Raw genomic sequence first — 20,986 nt, 5'->3', positions numbered from 1 at the left:
AATACGTTTTTCGTAAAGTGTTAAAAATAAGCACGAAGCTGAATATTACCGGTATGAACCACAGATCCGGTCTCGCTTTTGCGCCCCTGATAGTTGACATTTACATCTAAAAACTGTGTAATATTCTTCTGTAAAAGTAATTTCCAGACAAGATTTTGCCCTTGCTGAAGTCCTTCAAGCATTTGAAATCCCACAGATGAAAATTCGTTTCCTGTAAATTTATTTTGGTAAAAAGAAAACTCCCCGTTTAAGGTTACTTTTTTCTCTCCGGCAAGTGAAAACGAAGTCCCAATTCTGTTTTGAACCAAACTTTCGAAATTACCAATCTGATTCTCCTTGTTTTGAAATTCGTAAAAGAAATCCAGACTCGTATTTTTAGAAAACAAATAACTAATTTTTGGAGCTACCTGATAGCCTTGTAAATCATAGTTCTTTTCGACAAAATCTTCAGAAACTAAAGTGGTGCTAATCGTTTTTGTAAAGAAGTTGAACAACCAGCTTTTTTGATATAAATGGGTGTATTGCAATTGATTCGAACTGTTTTTGACATTTTGTGATCCAATCGAAAGCAGGTTTTTACCTTTGTTAATAAGATAGGTATAGGTTACAGAATGTTTTTGTTTGCCCCGGTTGTAATATAAGCTGTTTCTAAAACTTGAATTTAACCCCAAAATATTTTCTTGAGATGAATCAAACGGATTCAGTTCTAAACGTTCGCCCTGACTTTTTACTTTTCGGTCCATAATAAACGAAGTCTGATTGTAAAAATAAGAAGCAATTTTTTTGAAACCAGTTTTATTTTGCCATTGCAACGGATTCAAAGCAACAGATTGCGAAAACTTATTCTGATTTGTTTTAATATAAACCTGATTTGGTAAAAAGATGCGGACATAACGAGCCTGATCTGCAAAAGCAGCGATTTCAAATTCATTCAATTCCTGAATTCCGTTACCATTATAATCATTCCAGGTATAAACCCCTTGTCCCGTAGGAACTTCAATATACGTGAATTCCTGCTGCGCAATAGTTCCGGAACTGGTTTCATAAGCTGAGCCAATTTGCATGAATTGATTAAAAAACCGATCATTATAAAGTATTCTCGAATTTAACGAAGGTTCATTTTTTCGGGATGAATCTGTAAAATCTAAATTACGATAACTTGCATAAACTGCTAAATCAGTGGTTTTATTCTGAATCAGTTTCGATTTTAAATAATAGGTTTGCGAATTGTTGACGTGTTGTAATAATCCATTTTGTAAACTATCATTTCGGCGTTGTAAATATCCAATTTCAACAAAAACCTTCGTACTGTCACCGCGACCAATAAAAGCACCATACTCTGTAAATCTTTGGCTTAAAGCCGAAAACTGATTGGTAACTTTATCTCTTTGCTGATTATTCTCCATTTGCAAACTCGCGCCAATCCAGTTTTTACCAAAATGATATTTAGTTCGGGTTTGATTTCTGATAAATTTTGAAGTAGAACTTGTCGCGTCACTATTCAAAAAACTGCCTTGATTTTCAATCGTCCATTGCTTTAATTTAAAAAGCGAAGTTGTTGTATGTCGCGCTCCCGAATAACTTTCGGTATAATCTAATTTCTCAAATTGATAGGTAAACAAACCAATGTTTGACGTTTCTTTTTTTGCAAATAAATCAAAATTCAAGCCTGTCACAATTAAACTTTGATTGCCTAAAAGAGTTTCGTTTAAATTCCAGTCTCTATTAAATTCTATATTGTACAGTCGTTCCACAGATCTAAAATCTTCCTGAACAAACTGGTAATTGGCAAAAGCATCTAAAGTCCAGTCTCTTGTAAAAAGGCGTTTTTTAATATTCGTTTTAAGCGCAATTCCACCATTGTCGCCGTCGTCAATCTTTGAAAACAAATTTTTATCGTTATTACTTACGGCAAGTTCAAAGTCAACCAAAGTTTTTTCATCAGGATTGTATTTTCCTAAAAAAGTAGCCACCTGAAGTTTTATTGGTGCAACCAGATTGAAAAGCGGTTCATAATTTCCTTGTAAAATACCGTTAATTGGTGCCACATATTCGTAAATACGTTCTACCGAATTATTGTTCTGAATGATATAATTTCCCAGATTATTTCCAACAAGACTAAACTTTACATTATATAAAACATTGCTCGCATCATTTGAGTATTCATAAGCTTCAACTGAATTAACGGATATTTTTTTGTACAATATTTTATTATCGGCATACGAATCTTCATAAGCAGATGGCGCTTTCATTAATTCAGGATTATCTCCCGCCTGACTTAAAATCTGAACTTGATCTGTAGAAAGATTTTGCTGCAGAGGCTGATTTTTCATATCATTTTCAGAATAAATATAACCGCCAAAACTCCAGTTTTTATTTTCGTGTGTTGCGCCCGCGTAAGTAACTAACCTATTATAATTTCTTTCGGAATATTGGTATTCAACGTTAATTCGCATTTCAGAAGTAATGGGAAAAAGGGAAGTGAAAATAATTTCTCCTGCATTATAATCAATCACATAATCATTGTTTTCGCCACGTTTCAGTAAAACACCATTTACATACACACGCTCAGAGCCGGAAATAACCAGAACATACAATTCACCATTTTGACCTTTTAATTTATACGGACCCTGATTTCCTTCCTGACCTGTAAACGTACTTTTGGCATATTGACCTTTTACAAAAGCAACCGAAGCAAAAATATTAGTTTTACTTTCTTCAGTTCCAAAATTAAAGCTTGTTGAAAGTCCCTGTACTTTTTTATTGAAATTTAGAAATTGAGTTTTTCTGTTTTCTAAAAAAACATCTCCCGCACGAATGTTCCAGTTGTCACTAAAAAGTTCCATGAAAATATTGTCAAACTGATCCAGTTTTTGTGAATAACCGCCATCCTGCAACGGGATATTACTATCCTGAAGTGAAGCCCGCAAACTAATTTTATCAGATATTTTTCCGGTAATCTGCAAATCTAAATTAGAATTTAAAACTGTATTTTGATTGTTTCCAACCGTAAGGCCGCGCGTAATACTTCCTGAAGTATTCAAACCATCAAAAGGGGTAACTTTTTTAAGAGCTGTGTTTTCTATTTTGTAGAGTTTTTCAGAACCAACATCGTTTGTAACGACCTGATCTGATTTGTAAAAACTGTACTCTTTCGTTAGGAAATCGGGATATTTTAAATAATTTACAATTAAAGTATCTGAAATTGAACCTGACTTTTCGTTAAGGATCAAAGTCCCTTTTTGGAAATCAATCTTATAAAAAGTAGTATCCAGAAGCTGGTTTTTAGTATTTAAGATTTCGAAAAAACTCGAATTAATACTAAATTCTTCCAGATGAATCGTGTCGCGCGTTACAATTACTTTTTTTGTTTTATACGATGATTCCGTTTCCTGTGCGTGAAGCCCGGAATACCAAATCAAAACCGTTAAAAACAGTAATTTTTTCAACATAAATACTTTAACTCTAAAAAATCAAAAGTAGTATTTATAATCGGGAAATGTTGCGAGGGATATTTTAGTTTTGTTAGGCATTAAAGTGCCGCTAATACTAGTTTCGGAAATATTTTATCATAATTAGGATTACTGCAATCAATAATAAAAGAATAATACTGTAATTAGGATCAGCATAATTAGCATGCCACCCCAATTCTTTTATTTTTTTTGGAAAATAGGATCTCTTGTCTTTTCGATTATAGTAAAACATTCCCCAGATCCAATTATTTGGGTCATTTTCCCATTCGTTTTGAGTTTCTCGGCTTGGTTCATCATCATTTTTCATAATTATAAAATATTGATGTTTATTGATTTATGCGTATTTGGTGATAAGTAAATTTAGTTAAATATTTTTAATTAAGCATAAAAGATTGTCGTACATCATCTTCCGTTCCTTATTTGAAAGATCATGGATACAGAAATAAAAAAGGCTAAAGCGACAGAAGTTCCTGTTTTTATCATGTTGCTGGTATAATTAGGGTTGTAAAAAAAGTAAGCTAAATAAAGACAACTAATAATAGCCATGCTATATTTGAAGATAAAGAATTTCATATTTCAATCAATGATTTTGTCAAAAAACAAGAGTTTGTTTTTAAAATTTTATTTGGCAATGTGTTCTCCTACAATAAGAAGAATTGCAATTATAACTATGATTAGAAATAACGAATTTGGATTGGCAAAATTAATGGTCCATCCCAACTGTTTTATTCTTTTAGGAGGAAATAATCTATTATCTTTTGTATTATAATAGAAGATTCCCCAGATCCAATTATAAGGATCGTTCTGCCATTCGTTTTGAGTCTCTTCGTTGCGATCGTTATTAAAATTCATGATTGTATCGTTTTGAATTTTTTTTATTGTAATTTATTATACAAGAAATTATTAGGGATATTTTTTACTAAATCGGTATCCCAATGCTATAATAATAACAAGAAGCGAGAGAAGCAATGCTGGATTAATCATGATTTTTTTGTGGTTTCATTAGTTCCTTTTTATCAGATCTTGTGGTTGATTTTTCAGGAAATTATTTACTTGTTTTTGGGTAAGCCTAAATTACTATTTTGTTACACTTAGTATTATGTGATTATCGGGTATTTTTAGTAAGTAATTTACGCTTATTTTTTATTTGAAAAATAATTTTTTTTGTGAGTATATTTTTATAAAACTGTCTCTATTGATTTATAAGGAAAAATGCGATAAATTATGAATATTGTTGTAGGTATTAGCTTAAAATACTTCGGAAAAAGAAAAATTTGTCACAAGAACAAGTGGCAGATTATCTAACTATTTCGCAATCTGCCTACGCAAGAATAGAAAGCGGCGAAAGTCATTCGTGGGCAAGTCACATTTTAAAAATATGTACCATTTTTCAAATTACTCCCGAAGAATTATTTCACTTAGACAGTCAGAAAAATAAATCTTCCAGAGATACGATTTACCAGTTATCTGATGATATAATTGAACAATATGAAGAAAGGATAAAAGAACTAAGAAAAGTAATTAAGGATTTGAAAAAGAAAGGGAAGGTGTAAATCGGAAAAAAAAGCCTCACCAATTAGTGAAGCTTTTAAATATATTTGAATTGAATAATTAACTTAATAAAGATTTAGTTCATCTCTTTCGTAACAATTTGCATCGTTTCACGGCTCACTTGTTTTAGTAAAACTACTTTGTTTTCTTCAACCGTTGACGCAGCTTGTTCTGTAAAGTGACGAATAGTATATAAAGTTACATTTTCATTATAATCTACTTTGAATTTTTTAGAAAGAATAGAATTCAATTCGTTGAAATTTTCAAATTTATCCTCTACACAAACAGAAAAACTAATTGCCGAGTTTTGAATCAGGTTTACTTTTAGTTTAAACTGATGAAAAAGCCCGAAAATCTCGCTGATGTTTTCTTCCATAATAAAGGAGAAATCTATTGATGAAAGAGAAATCAAAAGTTGGTTTCTCTTCACAATAAAACACGGATATTGTGGTTCTAAATCAACACCTTTAGAAACGCAGGTTCCTTTTAATAACGGGTTGATAAACGATTTTACATATAACGGAATTTCTTTTTTCTGTAAAGGCTGTAATGTTTTTGGGTGAATTACTGTTGCGCCATAAAAAGCCAATTCAATTGCTTCACGATATGAAATCTGGTTTAGCAAACTTGCGTTTTCAAAATAACGCGGATCAGCGTTCATCACTCCCGGAACATCTTTCCAGATCGTAACACTTTCAGCATTTAAGCAATAAGCAAAAATTCCCGCCGTATAATCAGATCCTTCACGACCTAAAGTAGTAGTAAAATTATTTTCGTCAGCACCTAAAAAACCTTGTGTGATATTTAATATTTTACGTTTTACATTTTTGCCAATAAGTTGTTGGGTAGTTTCCCAGTCTACTTCGGCATCTCTGTAATTTGCATTTGTTTTAATAAAATTACGAACATCAAGCCATTGTGTCTGAATACCTCTGTAATTCATATAATGACTTAAGATTGTAGTCGAAATTAACTCTCCAAAACTTACAATCTGATCGTAAACAAAATTATAATTTGGCGATTTATTATGTGCTAAGAAATATTCTAATTCTGAAAACTGAGCGCTTACAGCAGTAAAAACTTCCTGTTTTTCATCTTCAAATAAATCTAGTAATATTTGATTGTGATATTTTTTTATTTCTTGTACAGATGAATTTAACTCTGTCGATTTATCAAAATAATTCTTGATAACAACTTCAAGAGCATTTGTAGTTTTTCCCATCGCCGAAACGACTAAAATTACATCTTCATAACCTACTTTTTGTAAAACGTCGTACACGTTTTTAATTCCATCAGCGTCTTTAACAGATGCGCCACCAAATTTAAATACTCTCATTTTTTATATGCTGCTATTTTTTATAAAATTCCAATTTTTTAAATTCCAAATTCCAATTGCATTGTAGAGCGCACTGCAGTGCGTTTTTTGCACAGATTACAATGATTAAAAAGATTCCCAGTCTGTCTCGGTTCGACACTAATTTCACGAATTTCCACTAATTAATTCGTGTTAATTCGTGGCAAAAAAAAATCTTGCAAATCATTTTAATCTGTGGCAGACTCCTTTTTACAATTTTTCCAAATACGAATTAATTCCGTTTTCATCCATTTGAACAACTCTCCATTCCTCCAGGATTTTTGCTCCTGAATTTTCGTAGAATTTTACTGCCGGAGTATTCCAGTCCAGCACATTCCATTCTACTCGTCGCACATTATCTTTTTTCCCTTGTTTCATAATTGCGGTATAAAGTGCAGATCCTAAACCGGTTCCTCGCATTTTATCCTTTACAATTAAATCTTCTAGATGTATTGTTTTTCCTTTCCAGGTAGAGTAACGGTAATAATAAAGAGCGATGCCCACAATTTCCTGCTCAACCTCTGCAACAAAAACGTGAAATAGCGGGTTTTCACCAAAACCATCACGCACTAAATCATCAACAGTTATAACAACAGCTTCCGGTTCTTTTTCGAATATGGCCAAATCCTGTATTAATCCCAAAACCGATTCCATATCTTCAGGATTTCCTTTTCTAATATTCATATTCTGTAAATTTTATTTTTAATCTTTATAAAACAGCTTCTTAATTAATGTCTTTGCTGGTACAAAACATTTTGTAAGGGCAATTCATATATTCGTATTATTAAGCGTTTATTAGCTAAAAAAGTATTCTTTTATTCGGTACTTGTTGTCTTTAATTAGCAAATATACAATAGTGGCAAACTAACGAAATAATTTTTAAATCATTCTCACAAAAAAAACGATATTTGTGACTTAAAATTAAAACTACAACGATATAGTAATGGAAGAACGCAATAAAACACTAGGAGAGTTTATTATTGAGAACCAAAAAGCATTTCAGTATTCGTCGGGAGAGCTTTCCCGAATTATCAACTCTATACGTCTGGCGGCAAAAGTTGTCAACTATAAAGTCAACAAAGCCGGATTGGTGGATATTATTGGCGCCGCCGGCGAACAAAATATTCAGGGAGAAGACCAGCAAAAATTAGATGTGTATGCAAACGAAGTATTTATCCAGACGTTAATAAACCGTGAGATTGTCTGTGGTATTGCTTCAGAAGAAAACGACGATTTTATTACAGTTCAGGGGAGCGACAACTGTCATAATAATAAGTACGTGATCTTAATGGATCCGCTTGACGGATCTTCAAACATTGATGTAAATGTTTCTTTAGGGACTATTTTTTCTGTTTTTAGACGAATTACCCCAATAGGAACTCCGGTAACAAGCGAGGATTTTTTACAACCGGGAATCAATCAGGTAGCAGCAGGTTATGTAATTTATGGAACTTCGACTATGTTGGTTTATACTACAGGTCATGGCGTAAATGGTTTTACACTGAATCCCGCCATCGGAACATTCTACCTTTCACATCCAAATATGCAATTTCCAAAAAATGGAAATATATATTCGGTAAACGAAGGAAATTATGTTCATTTTCCACAGGGAGTAAAAAACTACATTAAATATTGCCAGAGAGAAGAAGAGGACAGACCTTATACATCAAGATATATAGGAAGTCTCGTTTCTGATTTTCATCGAAACATGATCAAAGGCGGCATTTATCTCTATCCAACAAGTTCAAAAGCACCAAAAGGAAAATTACGTTTATTATATGAATGTAATCCAATGGCATTTATTGCAGAACAAGCAGGAGGAAAAGCAACAGATGGTTTTGGAAGAATTATGGAAATCCAGCCAACTGAATTACACGAAAGAGTTCCTTTTTTCTGCGGAAGCTATAATATGGTCGAAAAAGCAGAGGAATTTATGGCAGCTGAGTAAGTTTTAGTCTCAGTTTACAGTCTCAGTCGCAGTGCTCAGTCTCAGTCTCAGTTTGCAGTTTGCAGTTTCAGATCGACATACAAATAGAATACCCGACAGATTTTTGAAATCTGTCGGGTATATTTATTAATTAGTAACTGTCTACTGCGACTGAAAACCGCGACTGAGACTGAAAACTGAAAACTATTTATTCATATTCTCCATTTCGAAAAGGAAAGTATCAAGATCTACTTTTTTGTCTACCAGAGATAATGCTTTTCTAACAATATAGTTTACGTTTCCGGGAGTAAAACCTAAAGCTAATCCCATACGGGTTAACATAACTTCCTGCTGATCTCCTAAATGGTGGTCAACGTGAACCATTCTTGCTAAATCATACAAACGCTCTAAACGTTGTGTATATAAATAAGGAGGATTTATTGGATGTTTCCACGGATCTGAAAGAATTTCTGTGTATTCATCTTCTGAAATTTGTAATGTAGATGCTAATTTATCTAAAAAGTCTTTTTCCTCTGGACTTACTTTGCCGTCCGCAAAAGCTACACGAACTATTGCAGAGAAATGACCCCTGTTTCTTTGTTTGAATTCGTTATCAAATAATTCTGAAAATGCCATAATCTATTAGTTTTTTATAGGGCAAAGATAAATCTTATTTTAATTTAACAAATTTAAATTTCTCATAAAATTTAACTTATTGATTTAATCTTGCGTACCATTAATTTTTCAAAATAAATCGTAAGTTTACAACCCCTAATCATTTAATAGTAGTACCAGTATGTCAGAATTTTGGATTTATTTTCAAATAGGATTAAAGCACGTTTTAGATATTCACGCTTACGATCACGTTCTTTTTTTAATCGCATTAACAACGCCTTATTTGTTTAAAGACTGGAAACGTATTTTGCTTTTGGTTTCTGTTTTTACAATAGGCCATACCTTAGCTTTATTGCTTTCGGTTTATGGAATCATTGCCATAAAAGTAAATACTGTAGAGTTTTTAATTCCGATAACGATTTTAATAACCGCTATCTTCAATCTCTTTACGGCAGGAAAAGCCTCTAAGAGCGATGGTTTGAATTTAGTGTTTTTTGTAACCCTGTTTTTTGGAATTATACACGGACTTGGATTCTCCAATTATTTCAAAACTATTTTAGGAGGATCACCTAATTCAAAATTACTACCTTTAGGCGAGTTTGCATTAGGGATCGAAGCAGCTCAGCTAGTGGTGGTTTTTGTGGTTCTGATAATCTCATATATTGTACAAACCGTATTTCGTTTTTCAAAACGAGATTGGGCACTTGTAATGTCGGCTTTTATTATAGGAGTAGTAGTTCCTATGATTATTGAAAGCCCAATTTGGAACAGATAAAATAAATGGAAGATAAAAAATTAAAGAAATACGATAAAGCTTATTTGAGAATTGCCAAAGAATGGGGCGCACTCTCGTATTGTAAGCGAAAACAAGTAGGCGCAATTATCGTAAAAGACAGGATGATTATTTCTGATGGATACAATGGAACTCCATCCGGATTTGAAAATTGCTGTGAAGATGAAGACGGATTAACACGCTGGGATGTTTTGCATGCTGAGGCAAATGCGATTTTAAAAGTGGCAAGATCAACACAATCGTGTGAAGGAGCTACCTTATATATTACACTTTCTCCTTGCAAGGAATGCAGCAAATTAATACATCAGTCAGGTATAAAAAGAGTGGTGTATCAAAATGGATATCGCGATGATTCCGGAATTCAATTTTTAATAAAAGCCGGTATAGAGGTCGAACATATTCCTGTTTCAGAAGAGTAAATGAAATTTAACCCAAAATATTTGCCAATCATCGTCGGAGGGACTTTTGCCCTTGGAATTATTCTCGGAAGCGTTATGAATGCTCCGGTGGATGAACAGCTTTTGGCTAAAAATTACTCGAAAACAAAGCTGAACAAACTCATTGATTTTATCAATAATGAATATGTTGACAGCATTAATACAGATTCTATCGTCAACCTTACCGTAGACAATATTTTATCAAAATTAGATCCGCATTCCGTTTATATTCCGCCAACAGAACAAGCCGAAGTGGCTGAAAGTATGAAGGGAGATTTCGTGGGAATCGGAATTAATTTTTATATGTATAAAGATTCCGTTGCGATTATAAAACCTATTGAAAACGGACCTTCGGCGAAAGCCGGATTAAAATCAGGAGACCGAATTTTATTTGCCGGAAAAACAAGGTTGTTTGGACGCAGATTGCCTTCGGATAGTTTGTTTTCGAAATTAAAAGGGTTAAAAGGTTCTGAAATTGAATTGACTGTTTTTAGAAAATCAGAACAAAAGAAACTTACCTTTAAAGTAAAAAGAGATATTATCCCTATAAAAAGTGTTGATGCATCACTATTGCTCGACAATAAAACCGGATATATAAAAATCAACCGTTTTGCCGAAACTACTTTTAATGAATTCAAAACCGGTTTAACAAGATTGAAACAAAATGGAATTGAATCCCTTGTAATCGATCTTCGTGATAATGGCGGCGGTTATATGGAAGAAGCGATCGCAATTGCCGATGAGTTTTTGAAAGACAAACAACTGATCGTTTTTACCAAAAATAAAAACGGTACAACAGAAAAAACATTCGCGACAAAAGCAGGAAGTTTTGAAGCAGGGAAAGTATATGTTTTAATTAATGAAAACAGTGCATCTGCAAGTGAAATACTGGCTGGAGCAATTCAGGATAGTGACCGCGGAACTATTGTGGGTCGCCGTTCTTTTGGTAAAGGATTAGTGCAGCGCGAAATGGATTTCAATGACGGATCTGCGGTAAGATTAACCGTGGCAAGATATTATACACCCACCGGAAGATCTATCCAAAAGCCGTATAAAAAAGGAAATGAAGAATATTTTAAAGAATCAGAATCTCGTGTAAAATCTGGTGAGCTGTATGCAAAAGATAGCATTAAGGTGGCAGATTCCTTAAAATTTAAAACGCCAAAAGGGAAAATCGTATACGGCGGCGGCGGAATTGTTCCGGATGTTTTTGTACCAATTGAGGCCGAACACGGAAATGAAAATGTTGCTTATTTAATGCAAACCGGAATTGTCGGACATTTTGTTTTTGAAGAACTCGATAAAAACAGAGATGCTTTTAAAGGGCTTCATTTTAATGAGTTTCTGGCGAAGATGAAAAACTCTGATGTGTATTTTAAAAAGTTCAGAACTTATATCTTAATGACCGGTTTAGACCTTAAACTAGATAAAACCAAAGCTTTGGTAAATCGTTATATTACGGCAGAATTTGCCCGACAACTTTATGGTGAATTGTATTACTACGATGTTATTTTGAAAGAAGACGCGATGATCAAAGCGGTTTTGAATCCGAAAAAGTAATCCTTAATTGTTGAATCAAATGAAAATAGAAAATATTGTAAATGCTGAAATCGAACTGTTAACGGCAATTAAAATGGCTGATATTCCAACTTTGGATAAAATGCTGCACGATGATTTACTTTTCAATTTGCCGGACGCACAAACTATCAATAAGGAATTTGATTTAGAATCCTATCGTTCAGGTAAAATGAAAATCGACGTTTTAGACGCTTCAGATCAGCTTATTAATATAATTGATGATACGGCTGTAGTTGCGGTGACTGTCATGCTAAAAGGAACTTATGAGGGCAATATCTTAAATGGTGCTTTCAGGTATATAAGAGTTTGGAAACAATTTGAAGAAAATTTTAAAGTAATTGCCGGAAGTTGCGCCGCTTTACAATAAAATAATAATAATTTTTTAAAATATAATGTAATAGATCTTTCTTGAGAATGAGCGAGCTTTACATAAAATATAAAATATGAAAAATCTAAAAAGAGTAAGTTTTCTAATAATGTTAATGACATTTGTTATTTCTTGTGCAGGTATTAAAGATAAAAATACGATCTCAGGAAAAGTTGAATCTATCGAAAACGGAAAAGACGGTTATACCGCTAAAATCAACACAGATAAAAACGAGGTTTATTATGCTGTAATTAGCATTGTAAATGTTGGAGGGCCTCAAAACTACAAGAGATTTAAAGAAGGTGATGCAGTTTCGTTAAAAGGAGAAATCTGGAAAACTGATACAGAGAAACATATGACGGTTAGAGAGATTGTTTCGGTAAAGTAAAAATTGAACCACATAATCTATATAAGTAAATATAAATGCGTTGCGCATAGATTAGGGACTTATAGAACAGATCTAAGATTTTTTTGGTTAGGTAAAAAAAGCAAACCATATAAGTTATATAAGTTCGTATAAATGCTTCGCGCATAAATTAAATGAACTTATGTAGCTTATATGGTTTAATAATTTTATAGTGAGTTTTTATCGAATACTATCGTGCGAATGAGTTTGCACACCGTTATTCCATAAAGTAAGAATATCTGTGGCAACAGCAGCGCCACTTCCGGCAGCAATTGCCAGTTGGCTTCTCCAGCCCGCTAAAGTTCCAATAACATAAATACCGTTAGCTACTTTATGATCGTCGTTTTTGAGCTGAATACGTTGTTTTTCCGGTAATGCTTTTTTGTGAGGTTCAATATATTGTGTTAAACCCTCAATATCAAAAGTATTTGCAGAACCAATTCCTACGACTATACTTTTTGTTTTGTAAGCGTTTTTGTTTGTAGTAACCGTAAATTCAGGATAAGATCCTTGAATTTTAATTACCTTTTCATTAGCAATCTGAGCAATATGCGGATAAGACATTGCTAAATCCTGCGTGCTCTCTATAAGTAAATCAGATCCTAATTTGCCTGGCGTTATGCCATAAGCATTGTAGAAAATTGCTTCCTGTAAAGAAGAATTTTTTTGGTGCGTAAAAATTCCGATTTTTTTATCGGTAACAAAAGCTTTGTTTTTGGCTGAGCCTAAAACCAGAGCACAAGACATGCCTGAAACGCCTCCGCCAATAATTAAAACGTCAAACATATTATCGACCGTTTGTTTTTTCTTCGATTCTTTTAGAAATTCTAAAAATCAAAAGAATTAAAACGGCACAAAATGAAGCTGCGATTCCAATAAAAGCAACTACACTGTCTCCCTGAAAAGGATTTTTGAAGTCTAGCAACGTAATATTAAAAACAATTAAAGCTAATGCCAGAAGCACTAAGATTGAAGTAAAAATTTTCATAATGGTTGTTTGTTTGTCTAAAATACTAAAGTAAACCTGAAGAGCTAAAAATGTCTTTAAGTGATATTTTTAAAATTTTATGGGGTAAATTTATAAAAATAAAAGTTAGACGAACAAACCTTTAACATTAGCAGCGAATAATTTAACAGCAATTGCTAAAAGTATGACTCCAAATGTCTTGCGGACAACGCCAAGTCCGTTTTCTCCTAATAAAGTCTCGATTTTTTTAGACGATTTCAAAACGATATAAACAAGAATAATATTCAGTAAAATAGCAATAATAATATTAATGGTATGAAATTGAGATCGCAGTGAAAGTAAAGTCGTCATAGTTCCTGCTCCGGCAATTAACGGAAACGCCAAAGGAACAATAGAAGCTGATCCCGGTTCCTCGTCACGATAGATTCTGATTCCTAAAATCATTTCTAAAGCAAGAAAAAATAAAACGAATGAACCCGCAACCGCAAACGAATGCACATCAATGCCTATAAGGCTCAAAAAACCTTCTCCAACAAACAGAAAGACTATCATAATTGCACCGGCAACAATCGAAGCCTTTTCGGATTCGATGTGTCCAACTTTAGCTCTTAAATTGACAATTATAGGAATTGAGCCTACAATATCAATTACAGCAAAAAGTACCATTCCTACAGTAGCAATTTCTTTAAAGTCAATTTCTAACATATTACTTTGATTTTAAGCGTTTAAAATTTTTTGCAAAGGTAGATAATAAAGGTAGGCGTTTTTTTAATACCAGATACTTTTGTTATAAAAACACGTTTAATAGGTTTAAAAAGTGATATTTGTAACAATTTATAGCTTTACCACGGAGATTCACAAAGATTTTCACAGAGTTTCGCAAAGTGATTTTTAGATTTTATTAGGCTTGTGAGTTTTACCACAGAGATACACAAAGGCTTTTGATAAGCTTTGCGAAAGTTAAATTTCAAAGCTTTGTGAACTTAAAAAAGACATCCAATGAATTTAACTCTGCGAATCTTTGCGAAAAAACTTTGCGTATCTCTGCGTTAAAATCTAACCAAACTGCTTAGTAAAATTTAATCTCATTTCATCTGCTTTCTTTGTCTATCTTTGCACTTTATAAATTTCAGTACTTTATTATCATGTTTCAACTAGGGAAAACCATTATTTCAGAAAATATTCTTGAAAAAGAATTTGTGTGCAACTTGTCAGCTTGTAAAGGAGCTTGTTGTGTTGACGGAGATGCGGGCGCTCCATTAAGTGAAGAAGAAACCAGAATAATGGAGGAAATTTATCCTAAAGTAAAACCTTTTTTACGTAAAGAAGGAATTGCGGCAATTGAAGCTCAGGGAACCTGGGTTAAAGGAACTGATGGCGATCTTGAAACGCCGTTAATCGATGAAAAGGATTGTGCTTATGTTATTTTTGATGGCAAAACAGCACTTTGTGGAATCGAACAAGCATACAATCAGGGAATCGTAGATTGGAAAAAACCAGTTTCTTGTCATTTATACCCAATCCGTGTAAAAGACTTTACAGAGTTTGCGGCGGTAAATTATGATAAATGGGATATTTGCGATGATGCCTGTTCTTTAGGGAAAGAGTTAGAAGTTCCCGTCTATAAATTTGTAAAAGAAGCGCTGATTCGCCGTTTTGGTCAGGATTGGTATTTAGAGCTTGAAAAAGTAGCCGAGGAACTTAAAATAAGTAAAAAATAAGGCGCTTTAGTTACCTCTTTTTGAAGACATTTTTTAACTCAAAAAATAAAGTTTTAACTCAAAAGAAACTTTTTAAAACAATTAAAAAATTCTTGCTTTTTATTTCAAAAATTCTATATTCTACGGGGACTTTAGGTGTCGAAGACTATATTAAATGTCTCATTTACAAATAATTAATAATTGTCTGAAAAGTATCTCATTTTTGTCCGTTGTTAAAAACTATGCCGAATTGTGAATAAGTTTGGCTTTCATTTTTAGCGATAAATGACAATCTTTGTAGTCTACTGAATTAGCAAAAATTCAGTACAAAAATTAAACAAAAATTACCATGTCACAAGTCGAACCAATATTACAAGAAAATAAAAATCGTTTCGTTATTTTTCCTATCAAACATCATGATATTTGGGAATGGTATAAGAAAATGGAAGCTAGTTTCTGGACTGCTGAAGAAATCGATTTGCACCAAGACTTGACAGACTGGAATAATAAACTGAGTGACGACGAAAGATATTTTATTAAACACATATTAGCATTCTTTGCAGCTTCTGACGGAATCGTAAATGAAAATCTTGCTGAAAATTTTGTTAACGAAGTTCAATATGCAGAAGCTAAGTTTTTCTACGGATTTCAAATCATGATGGAAAACATTCACAGCGAAACGTATTCTTTATTAATTGACACTTACGTTAAAGATGAAGCAGAGAAAGCAGAATTGTTTAATGCATTAGAAGTTTTTCCTGCAATTAAGAAAAAAGCAGACTGGGCTTTAAAATGGATCGACTCTGATTCGTTTGCTGAAAGACTAATTGCTTTTGCTGCGGTTGAAGGAATTTTCTTTTCAGGAGCTTTCTGTTCTATTTATTGGTTAAAAAAACGTGGATTAATGCCAGGTTTGACTTTCTCAAACGAATTGATTTCTCGTGACGAAGGTGTTCACTGTGACTTTGCAGTACACTTACACAATCATCACCTGATTAATAAAGTGCCAAAAGAAAGAATTAAAGAAATTATAGTTAATGCTTTAGATATCGAAAGAGAATTTGTTACAGAATCTCTTCCGGTAAGTTTAATAGGTATGAATGCCGTTTTAATGACACAATACCTTGAATTTGTTGCTGACAGATTGTTAGTAGAGTTAGGTTGCGAGCGTGTGTATGGATCAGCGAATCCGTTTGACTTCATGGATATGATCTCACTTCAGGGAAAAACCAATTTCTTTGAAAAACGAGTTGCCGAGTATCAAAAATCCGGTGTGATGAACACAGATAGTGATGCTCAGAAAATTTCATTTGATGCAGATTTTTAGACAACAAAATATTTTAGTGTTTTTCCTAAATAAACACTGATTAAGATTAAAATTTTATAACAAAACATTTTTAGAATCTCCTTTCCCAAATCGAAGATTCAATAATTTTTAACGCATTTTCGGTTTGATTTCAGACTGGAAAAGGGCAGCTATTGAGAATGCTATAATTCTTAAAAAATAATTAAAAAATACACAATGTTTAAGTCTGTGAATTCGTTTTCTAGTGACTTTCATTTTTTCAATAAACTAAAAAAGTAAGCTTATGTATGTAGTAAAAAGAGATGGCCACAAAGAGCCCGTAATGTTTGATAAGATTACAGAAAGAATCAAAAAATTGTGTTACGGCTTGAATGAGCTTGTAGATCCTGTTAAGGTAGCCATGCGTGTTATCGAAGGATTGTATGATGGGGTTTCAACTTCTGAACTTGATAATCTTGCGGCAGAAACGGCAGCTTCTATGACAATTGCGCATCCTGATTATGCACAATTAGCAGCGCGTGTGGCAATTTCAAACCTACATTCAAATACAAAAAAATCGTTTTCAGAAACGATGAAAGATATGTACTTATATGTAAATCCAAGAAATGGTCAGGAAGCGCCATTACTTTCGGATGAAGTATTCAAAGTAATTCAGGAAAACTCAGAGTTCTTGGATTCTCATATCATTTATACAAGAGATTTCAATTACGATTACTTTGGTTTTAAAACTTTAGAGCGTTCATATTTGTTAAAAATAAACGGAAAAATCGTCGAAAGACCACAACATATGTTGATGCGTGTTTCGGTAGGTATTCACCTTGACGATTTAAAATCAGTAATTGAAACGTATGACTTAATGTCTAAAAAGTTCTTTACGCATGCAACGCCAACGTTGTTTAATGCAGGAACTCCAAAACCACAAATGTCTTCTTGTTTCCTTTTGGCAATGCAGGATGATAGTATTGATGGTATTTATGATACATTAAAACAAACGGCTAAAATCTCACAATCAGCGGGAGGAATTGGTCTTTCTATTCATAACGTTCGTGCAACAGGATCTTATATTCGTGGTACAAACGGAACTTCAAACGGAATTGTTCCGATGTTGAGAGTTTTCAACGACACGGCGCGTTACGTAGACCAAGGTGGCGGAAAACGTAAAGGAAGTTTTGCGATTTATATCGAAACATGGCATGCGGATATCTTCGATTTCTTAGATTTAAAGAAAAATACAGGAAAAGAAGAAATGCGTGCAAGAGATTTATTCTTCGCTATGTGGACATCTGATTTATTCATGAAACGTGTTCAGGAAGATGCATCATGGACTTTAATGTGTCCTAACGAATGTCCTGGATTATACGATGTTTACGGAGAAGAATTCGAAGCAATGTACCTTGATTATGAATTTAGAGGAAAAGGTAGAAAAACCATTCGTGCACGTGAATTATGGGAGAAAATCCTTGAATCGCAAATCGAAACAGGAACGCCTTATATGTTGTACAAAGATGCAGCAAACCGTAAATCAAATCACAAGAACTTAGGAACAATTCGTTCATCAAACTTGTGTACTGAGATTATGGAGTATACTTCTAAAGATGAAATTGCAGTTTGTAATTTAGCTTCTATTTCGTTACCAATGTTTATTGAGAACGGAAAATTCGATCACGAAGCACTTTATAGTGTTACAAAACGTGTAACTCGTAACCTGAACAAAGTAATCGACAGAAACTACTATCCGGTAAAAGAAGCTGAAAATTCAAACTTACGTCACCGTCCGGTAGGATTAGGAGTTCAAGGTTTAGCAGATGCTTTTATCATGCTGCGTATGCCGTTTACAAGTGATGAAGCAAAAGTATTAAATCAGGAAATTTTCGAAACATTATATTTCGCAGCAGTAACCGCTTCTATGGAAATGGCAAAAGAAGAAGGTCCATATTCTACATTTGAAGGTTCTCCAATGTCAAAAGGAGAATTCCAATACAATATGTGGGGAATGAAAGATGAAGAATTATCAGGACGTTGGGACTGGGCTTCATTAAGAAAAGAAGTAATGGAACATGGAGTTCGTAACTCATTATTAGTAGCGCCAATGCCAACTGCTTCGACTTCACAAATTCTTGGAAACAACGAAGCTTTCGAACCTTACACATCAAACATTTACACACGTCGTGTATTGTCTGGAGAATTTATCGTAGTAAACAAACACTTACTTCACGATTTAGTAGACAGAGGTTTATGGAACGAAACATTAAAACAAGAAATCATGCGTCATAACGGATCAGTTCAAAATATTGATGTGATTCCGCAAGACCTTAAAGAATTATACAAAACCGTTTGGGAAATGTCGATGAAAGACATTATCGATATGTCACGTCAGAGAGGTTATTTTATTGACCAATCACAATCATTGAACTTGTTCATGCAGGATGCGAACTATTCTAAACTAACGTCAATGCACTTTTATGCTTGGCAATCAGGTTTAAAAACAGGAATGTATTACCTAAGAACAAAATCTGCGGTTGATGCGATTAAATTCACATTAAACAACGATAAAAAAGAAGAAGATGCACCGGCAGCAGTTTTGGTTCCGGAAACAGAATCTATCAGTGTTGAGGAATACAAAGCGATGTTGCTAAAAGCACAAGCCGGAGATCCTGAAGATTGTGAAATGTGTGGATCTTAATTTTTTTAGAAAAAAGAAGATAGAATAAAGAGGAAAGATTTTATTCTTTTAAATAATAGAAAGCAGTTATTGTAATGATAGCTGCTTTTTTTTGGGAGCTATTTCCCGCTTTTCGTTACAATCTTTCTTATTTTTAAAGAAAAAATAAAAAAGGATTTCCACTTCAATCAGGGCTATTTAATTACCGGAACTTTGTGAATTACGTTCCGAAGGAACAAATGATATTTTAAGGATGGATTTCAATCCGTTCTACGCAATCAAAGTCGACAATCTTAGTCAGATTACAATATCTACCAAAATTCCCCGTTCTAATTAATACCAAAGATTTTTAAAACTCAGCACCTTAGTATCTAAGAACCTCAGATCCTTTCTCAATTTAAACCTTTGAGAAAAAGTCGAGTCTTATTGCTAAACAAATTCCTGCGTTATGAAAAAAAGCAATCTTTGGACGTTACGATTGGGTTTTTCCGGAAAAGAATCCGATACAATTGAGAAACTAGGATTAGAAAAATTTCTAAAACATTCCTATGATTCAAAATTCGATACACAACTTCCGGCTTTTTTAAACGACGATCCTAAAACACTTCTTGAACTTAAGGAATTACGCGAATCCATAAAAACCGCGGATTCAGAAGAAAAGAAAAAAATCCAAAAAAAAGAGATTTATTCTGCCGTTGAGCTAAAAAAATGGTGGATTGCCAAAATGCGAAACGATGAATTTCCGTTACGCGAAAAAATGGTTTGTTTCTGGCACAATCATTTCGTTTCGACAACTCAAAAAGTAAAAGTCAATTACTGGATTTACCAGCACAATATGATTTTACGTGAACACGCTTTTGGAAATTTCAAAGAACTCACCAAACAAATTTTAAAATCGAATGCAATGGTGAAATACCTGGACAATGTCGATAATAAAAAAGGCAAATACAACGAAAATCTAAGTCGGGAATTACTGGAATTATTCACAATTGGCATCGGGAATTATTCTGAAAGTGATATCAAAGAAGGCGCAAGAGCTCTGGCAGGATTAAATTATGGAGATGACGGCGCAGTTTACAGAAAAAATATAGAAGATAATAGCGATAAAACTTATTTCGGGAAAACAGGAAATTGGAAAGCCGATGATCTTGTTGATATTATTTTCGAACAAAAAGAAATCCCATATTTAATAACCAGAAAAATTCTCAAATGGTTTATTTATGATAATCCTTCAGAAAAAGTAGTGAGGTATTATGGGGATTATTTCAGAAAAATAAAGTTTGAAATGGAACCGTTACTGACTAAAATATTTACCGAAGAATATAAGAAAGAAACTTCGGGGACTAAAATCAAAGATCCGTTAGTTTATATTCTACAGCTTTTGGATGAATTGGATATTGATGATATTGATGACAGTATCGTTATGTTCTTTCTAAAGCAGCAAGGAATGGATTTGTACAATCAGGTGAATGTAAAAGGTTGGGATGGCGGAAATTCCTGGCTGACTTCGCAGATTTATTTGCAGCGCAACAATACCTCAGATTTGCTTTGCAGCGGAAGAAGCATTACCAGAAAAGTGCTGAATACCATGACTTCGGATACGGATAAACCAAAGACAGAATTGGAGAAAATCGATGTAAAAATAGATTTTGATCCTAACGGAAATAATAAAATGATAATTACCGAGTTATCGAACCGATTATTATTTAAAGTGAATGATTCGATGCAAAAAGACATGGAAAATTTACTGAAATACGATTTTGACCCAAAAGAAGAACACGCCAACTTTGCCGTAATACGACTCTTTGATTATATCACGAAACTACCCGAATATCAATTAATTTAGAAAG

Annotated in this window: 20 protein-coding genes; 11 read left to right on the top strand and 9 right to left on the bottom strand. The window is 33.4% G+C overall.

Annotated features, from left to right (window positions below):
- Positions 1 to 20 precede the first annotated feature (20 nt).
- The 3 genes from ACHRVX_RS22100 to ACHRVX_RS22090 all read right to left on the bottom strand — a co-directional run bounded on the left by ACHRVX_RS22100 (position 21) and on the right by ACHRVX_RS22090 (position 4,325).
- A complete protein-coding gene (locus tag ACHRVX_RS22100) occupies positions 21 to 3,452 on the bottom strand; it encodes a hypothetical protein (RefSeq protein ID WP_395336366.1) in 3,432 nt (1,143 codons plus the stop codon).
- 97 nt (positions 3,453 to 3,549) lie between these two features.
- Positions 3,550 to 3,780 carry a hypothetical protein gene (locus ACHRVX_RS22095; protein WP_395336364.1) on the bottom strand — a complete coding sequence of 77 codons (231 nt, stop codon included), beginning with the start codon at positions 3,778 to 3,780 and terminating at the stop codon, positions 3,550 to 3,552.
- Between the two features lie 314 nt (positions 3,781 to 4,094).
- On the bottom strand, positions 4,095 to 4,325 hold the full coding sequence (locus ACHRVX_RS22090) for a DUF5808 domain-containing protein (protein WP_395336362.1): 231 nt from the start codon (positions 4,323 to 4,325) through the stop codon (positions 4,095 to 4,097).
- Between the two features lie 401 nt (positions 4,326 to 4,726).
- On the opposite strand from ACHRVX_RS22090, the gene ACHRVX_RS22085 reads away from it, so the two are divergent.
- Positions 4,727 to 5,026, top strand: a complete 300-nt coding sequence (locus ACHRVX_RS22085) for a helix-turn-helix domain-containing protein (protein WP_395336583.1) — start codon at positions 4,727 to 4,729, stop codon at positions 5,024 to 5,026.
- A 74-nt stretch (positions 5,027 to 5,100) separates the two neighbouring features.
- Here the strand turns inward: ACHRVX_RS22085 and ACHRVX_RS22080 are convergent, their stop codons facing one another.
- Positions 5,101 to 6,360: an aspartate kinase gene (locus ACHRVX_RS22080; protein ID WP_395336360.1), complete on the bottom strand. Its 1,260-nt coding sequence runs from the start codon at positions 6,358 to 6,360 to the stop codon at positions 5,101 to 5,103.
- Positions 6,361 to 6,588: 228 nt separating this feature from the next.
- The gene (locus tag ACHRVX_RS22075; protein WP_395336358.1) at positions 6,589 to 7,062 is read right to left on the bottom strand and encodes a GNAT family N-acetyltransferase; all 474 of its coding nucleotides are present in this window, start codon (positions 7,060 to 7,062) and stop codon (positions 6,589 to 6,591) included.
- Positions 7,063 to 7,321: 259 nt separating this feature from the next.
- On the opposite strand from ACHRVX_RS22075, the gene fbp reads away from it, so the two are divergent.
- Positions 7,322 to 8,326: a class 1 fructose-bisphosphatase gene (gene fbp / locus ACHRVX_RS22070; RefSeq protein WP_395336355.1), complete on the top strand. Its 1,005-nt coding sequence runs from the start codon at positions 7,322 to 7,324 to the stop codon at positions 8,324 to 8,326.
- A gap of 183 nt (positions 8,327 to 8,509) precedes the next feature.
- Here the strand turns inward: fbp and ACHRVX_RS22065 are convergent, their stop codons facing one another.
- Positions 8,510 to 8,941: a TerB family tellurite resistance protein gene (locus tag ACHRVX_RS22065; RefSeq protein ID WP_394776909.1), complete on the bottom strand. Its 432-nt coding sequence runs from the start codon at positions 8,939 to 8,941 to the stop codon at positions 8,510 to 8,512.
- A 160-nt stretch (positions 8,942 to 9,101) separates the two neighbouring features.
- On the opposite strand from ACHRVX_RS22065, the gene ACHRVX_RS22060 reads away from it, so the two are divergent.
- From ACHRVX_RS22060 to ACHRVX_RS22040, 5 genes are all read left to right on the top strand, one after another.
- A complete protein-coding gene (locus tag ACHRVX_RS22060; protein WP_395336353.1) occupies positions 9,102 to 9,695 on the top strand; it encodes a HupE/UreJ family protein in 594 nt (197 codons plus the stop codon).
- Between the two features lie 5 nt (positions 9,696 to 9,700).
- Complete coding sequence (locus ACHRVX_RS22055; protein WP_395336351.1) at positions 9,701 to 10,132, top strand: deoxycytidylate deaminase; 432 nt, start codon at positions 9,701 to 9,703, stop codon at positions 10,130 to 10,132.
- Positions 10,133 to 11,710 carry a S41 family peptidase gene (locus tag ACHRVX_RS22050; RefSeq protein WP_395336349.1) on the top strand — a complete coding sequence of 526 codons (1,578 nt, stop codon included), beginning with the start codon at positions 10,133 to 10,135 and terminating at the stop codon, positions 11,708 to 11,710. It abuts the gene before it with no gap.
- 19 nt (positions 11,711 to 11,729) lie between these two features.
- Entirely contained in the window at positions 11,730 to 12,095 is a 366-nt protein-coding gene (locus ACHRVX_RS22045) for a nuclear transport factor 2 family protein (protein ID WP_395336346.1), read from the top strand.
- 76 nt (positions 12,096 to 12,171) lie between these two features.
- Complete coding sequence (locus ACHRVX_RS22040) at positions 12,172 to 12,483, top strand: hypothetical protein (RefSeq protein WP_395336344.1); 312 nt, start codon at positions 12,172 to 12,174, stop codon at positions 12,481 to 12,483.
- A 198-nt stretch (positions 12,484 to 12,681) separates the two neighbouring features.
- On the opposite strand, the gene ACHRVX_RS22035 is transcribed toward ACHRVX_RS22040, so the two are convergent.
- From ACHRVX_RS22035 to ACHRVX_RS22025, 3 genes are all read right to left on the bottom strand, one after another.
- The gene (locus tag ACHRVX_RS22035; RefSeq protein WP_395336342.1) at positions 12,682 to 13,287 is read right to left on the bottom strand and encodes an FAD-dependent oxidoreductase; all 606 of its coding nucleotides are present in this window, start codon (positions 13,285 to 13,287) and stop codon (positions 12,682 to 12,684) included.
- A 1-nt stretch (position 13,288) separates the two neighbouring features.
- Positions 13,289 to 13,489: a hypothetical protein gene (locus tag ACHRVX_RS22030; protein WP_017496183.1), complete on the bottom strand. Its 201-nt coding sequence runs from the start codon at positions 13,487 to 13,489 to the stop codon at positions 13,289 to 13,291.
- 105 nt (positions 13,490 to 13,594) lie between these two features.
- Entirely contained in the window at positions 13,595 to 14,173 is a 579-nt protein-coding gene (locus ACHRVX_RS22025) for a MarC family protein (RefSeq protein ID WP_395336340.1), read from the bottom strand.
- Positions 14,174 to 14,613: 440 nt separating this feature from the next.
- On the opposite strand from ACHRVX_RS22025, the gene ACHRVX_RS22020 reads away from it, so the two are divergent.
- The 4 genes from ACHRVX_RS22020 (at position 14,614) to ACHRVX_RS22005 (ending at position 20,982) form a co-directional block, all read left to right on the top strand.
- A complete protein-coding gene (locus ACHRVX_RS22020) occupies positions 14,614 to 15,189 on the top strand; it encodes a DUF3109 family protein (protein ID WP_395336338.1) in 576 nt (191 codons plus the stop codon).
- Between the two features lie 328 nt (positions 15,190 to 15,517).
- Positions 15,518 to 16,495, top strand: a complete 978-nt coding sequence (locus ACHRVX_RS22015; protein WP_395336336.1) for a ribonucleotide-diphosphate reductase subunit beta — start codon at positions 15,518 to 15,520, stop codon at positions 16,493 to 16,495.
- A gap of 262 nt (positions 16,496 to 16,757) precedes the next feature.
- Positions 16,758 to 19,157: a ribonucleoside-diphosphate reductase subunit alpha gene (locus tag ACHRVX_RS22010; RefSeq protein WP_395336334.1), complete on the top strand. Its 2,400-nt coding sequence runs from the start codon at positions 16,758 to 16,760 to the stop codon at positions 19,155 to 19,157.
- A 427-nt stretch (positions 19,158 to 19,584) separates the two neighbouring features.
- On the top strand, positions 19,585 to 20,982 hold the full coding sequence (locus ACHRVX_RS22005; RefSeq protein ID WP_395336331.1) for a DUF1800 domain-containing protein: 1,398 nt from the start codon (positions 19,585 to 19,587) through the stop codon (positions 20,980 to 20,982).
- Positions 20,983 to 20,986 lie beyond the last annotated feature (4 nt).

This window comes from Flavobacterium sp. FlaQc-47, assembly GCF_044006475.1.
GTDB lineage: Bacteria > Bacteroidota > Bacteroidia > Flavobacteriales > Flavobacteriaceae > Flavobacterium.
This window is presented reverse-complemented; position numbering and strand designations above follow the sequence as displayed.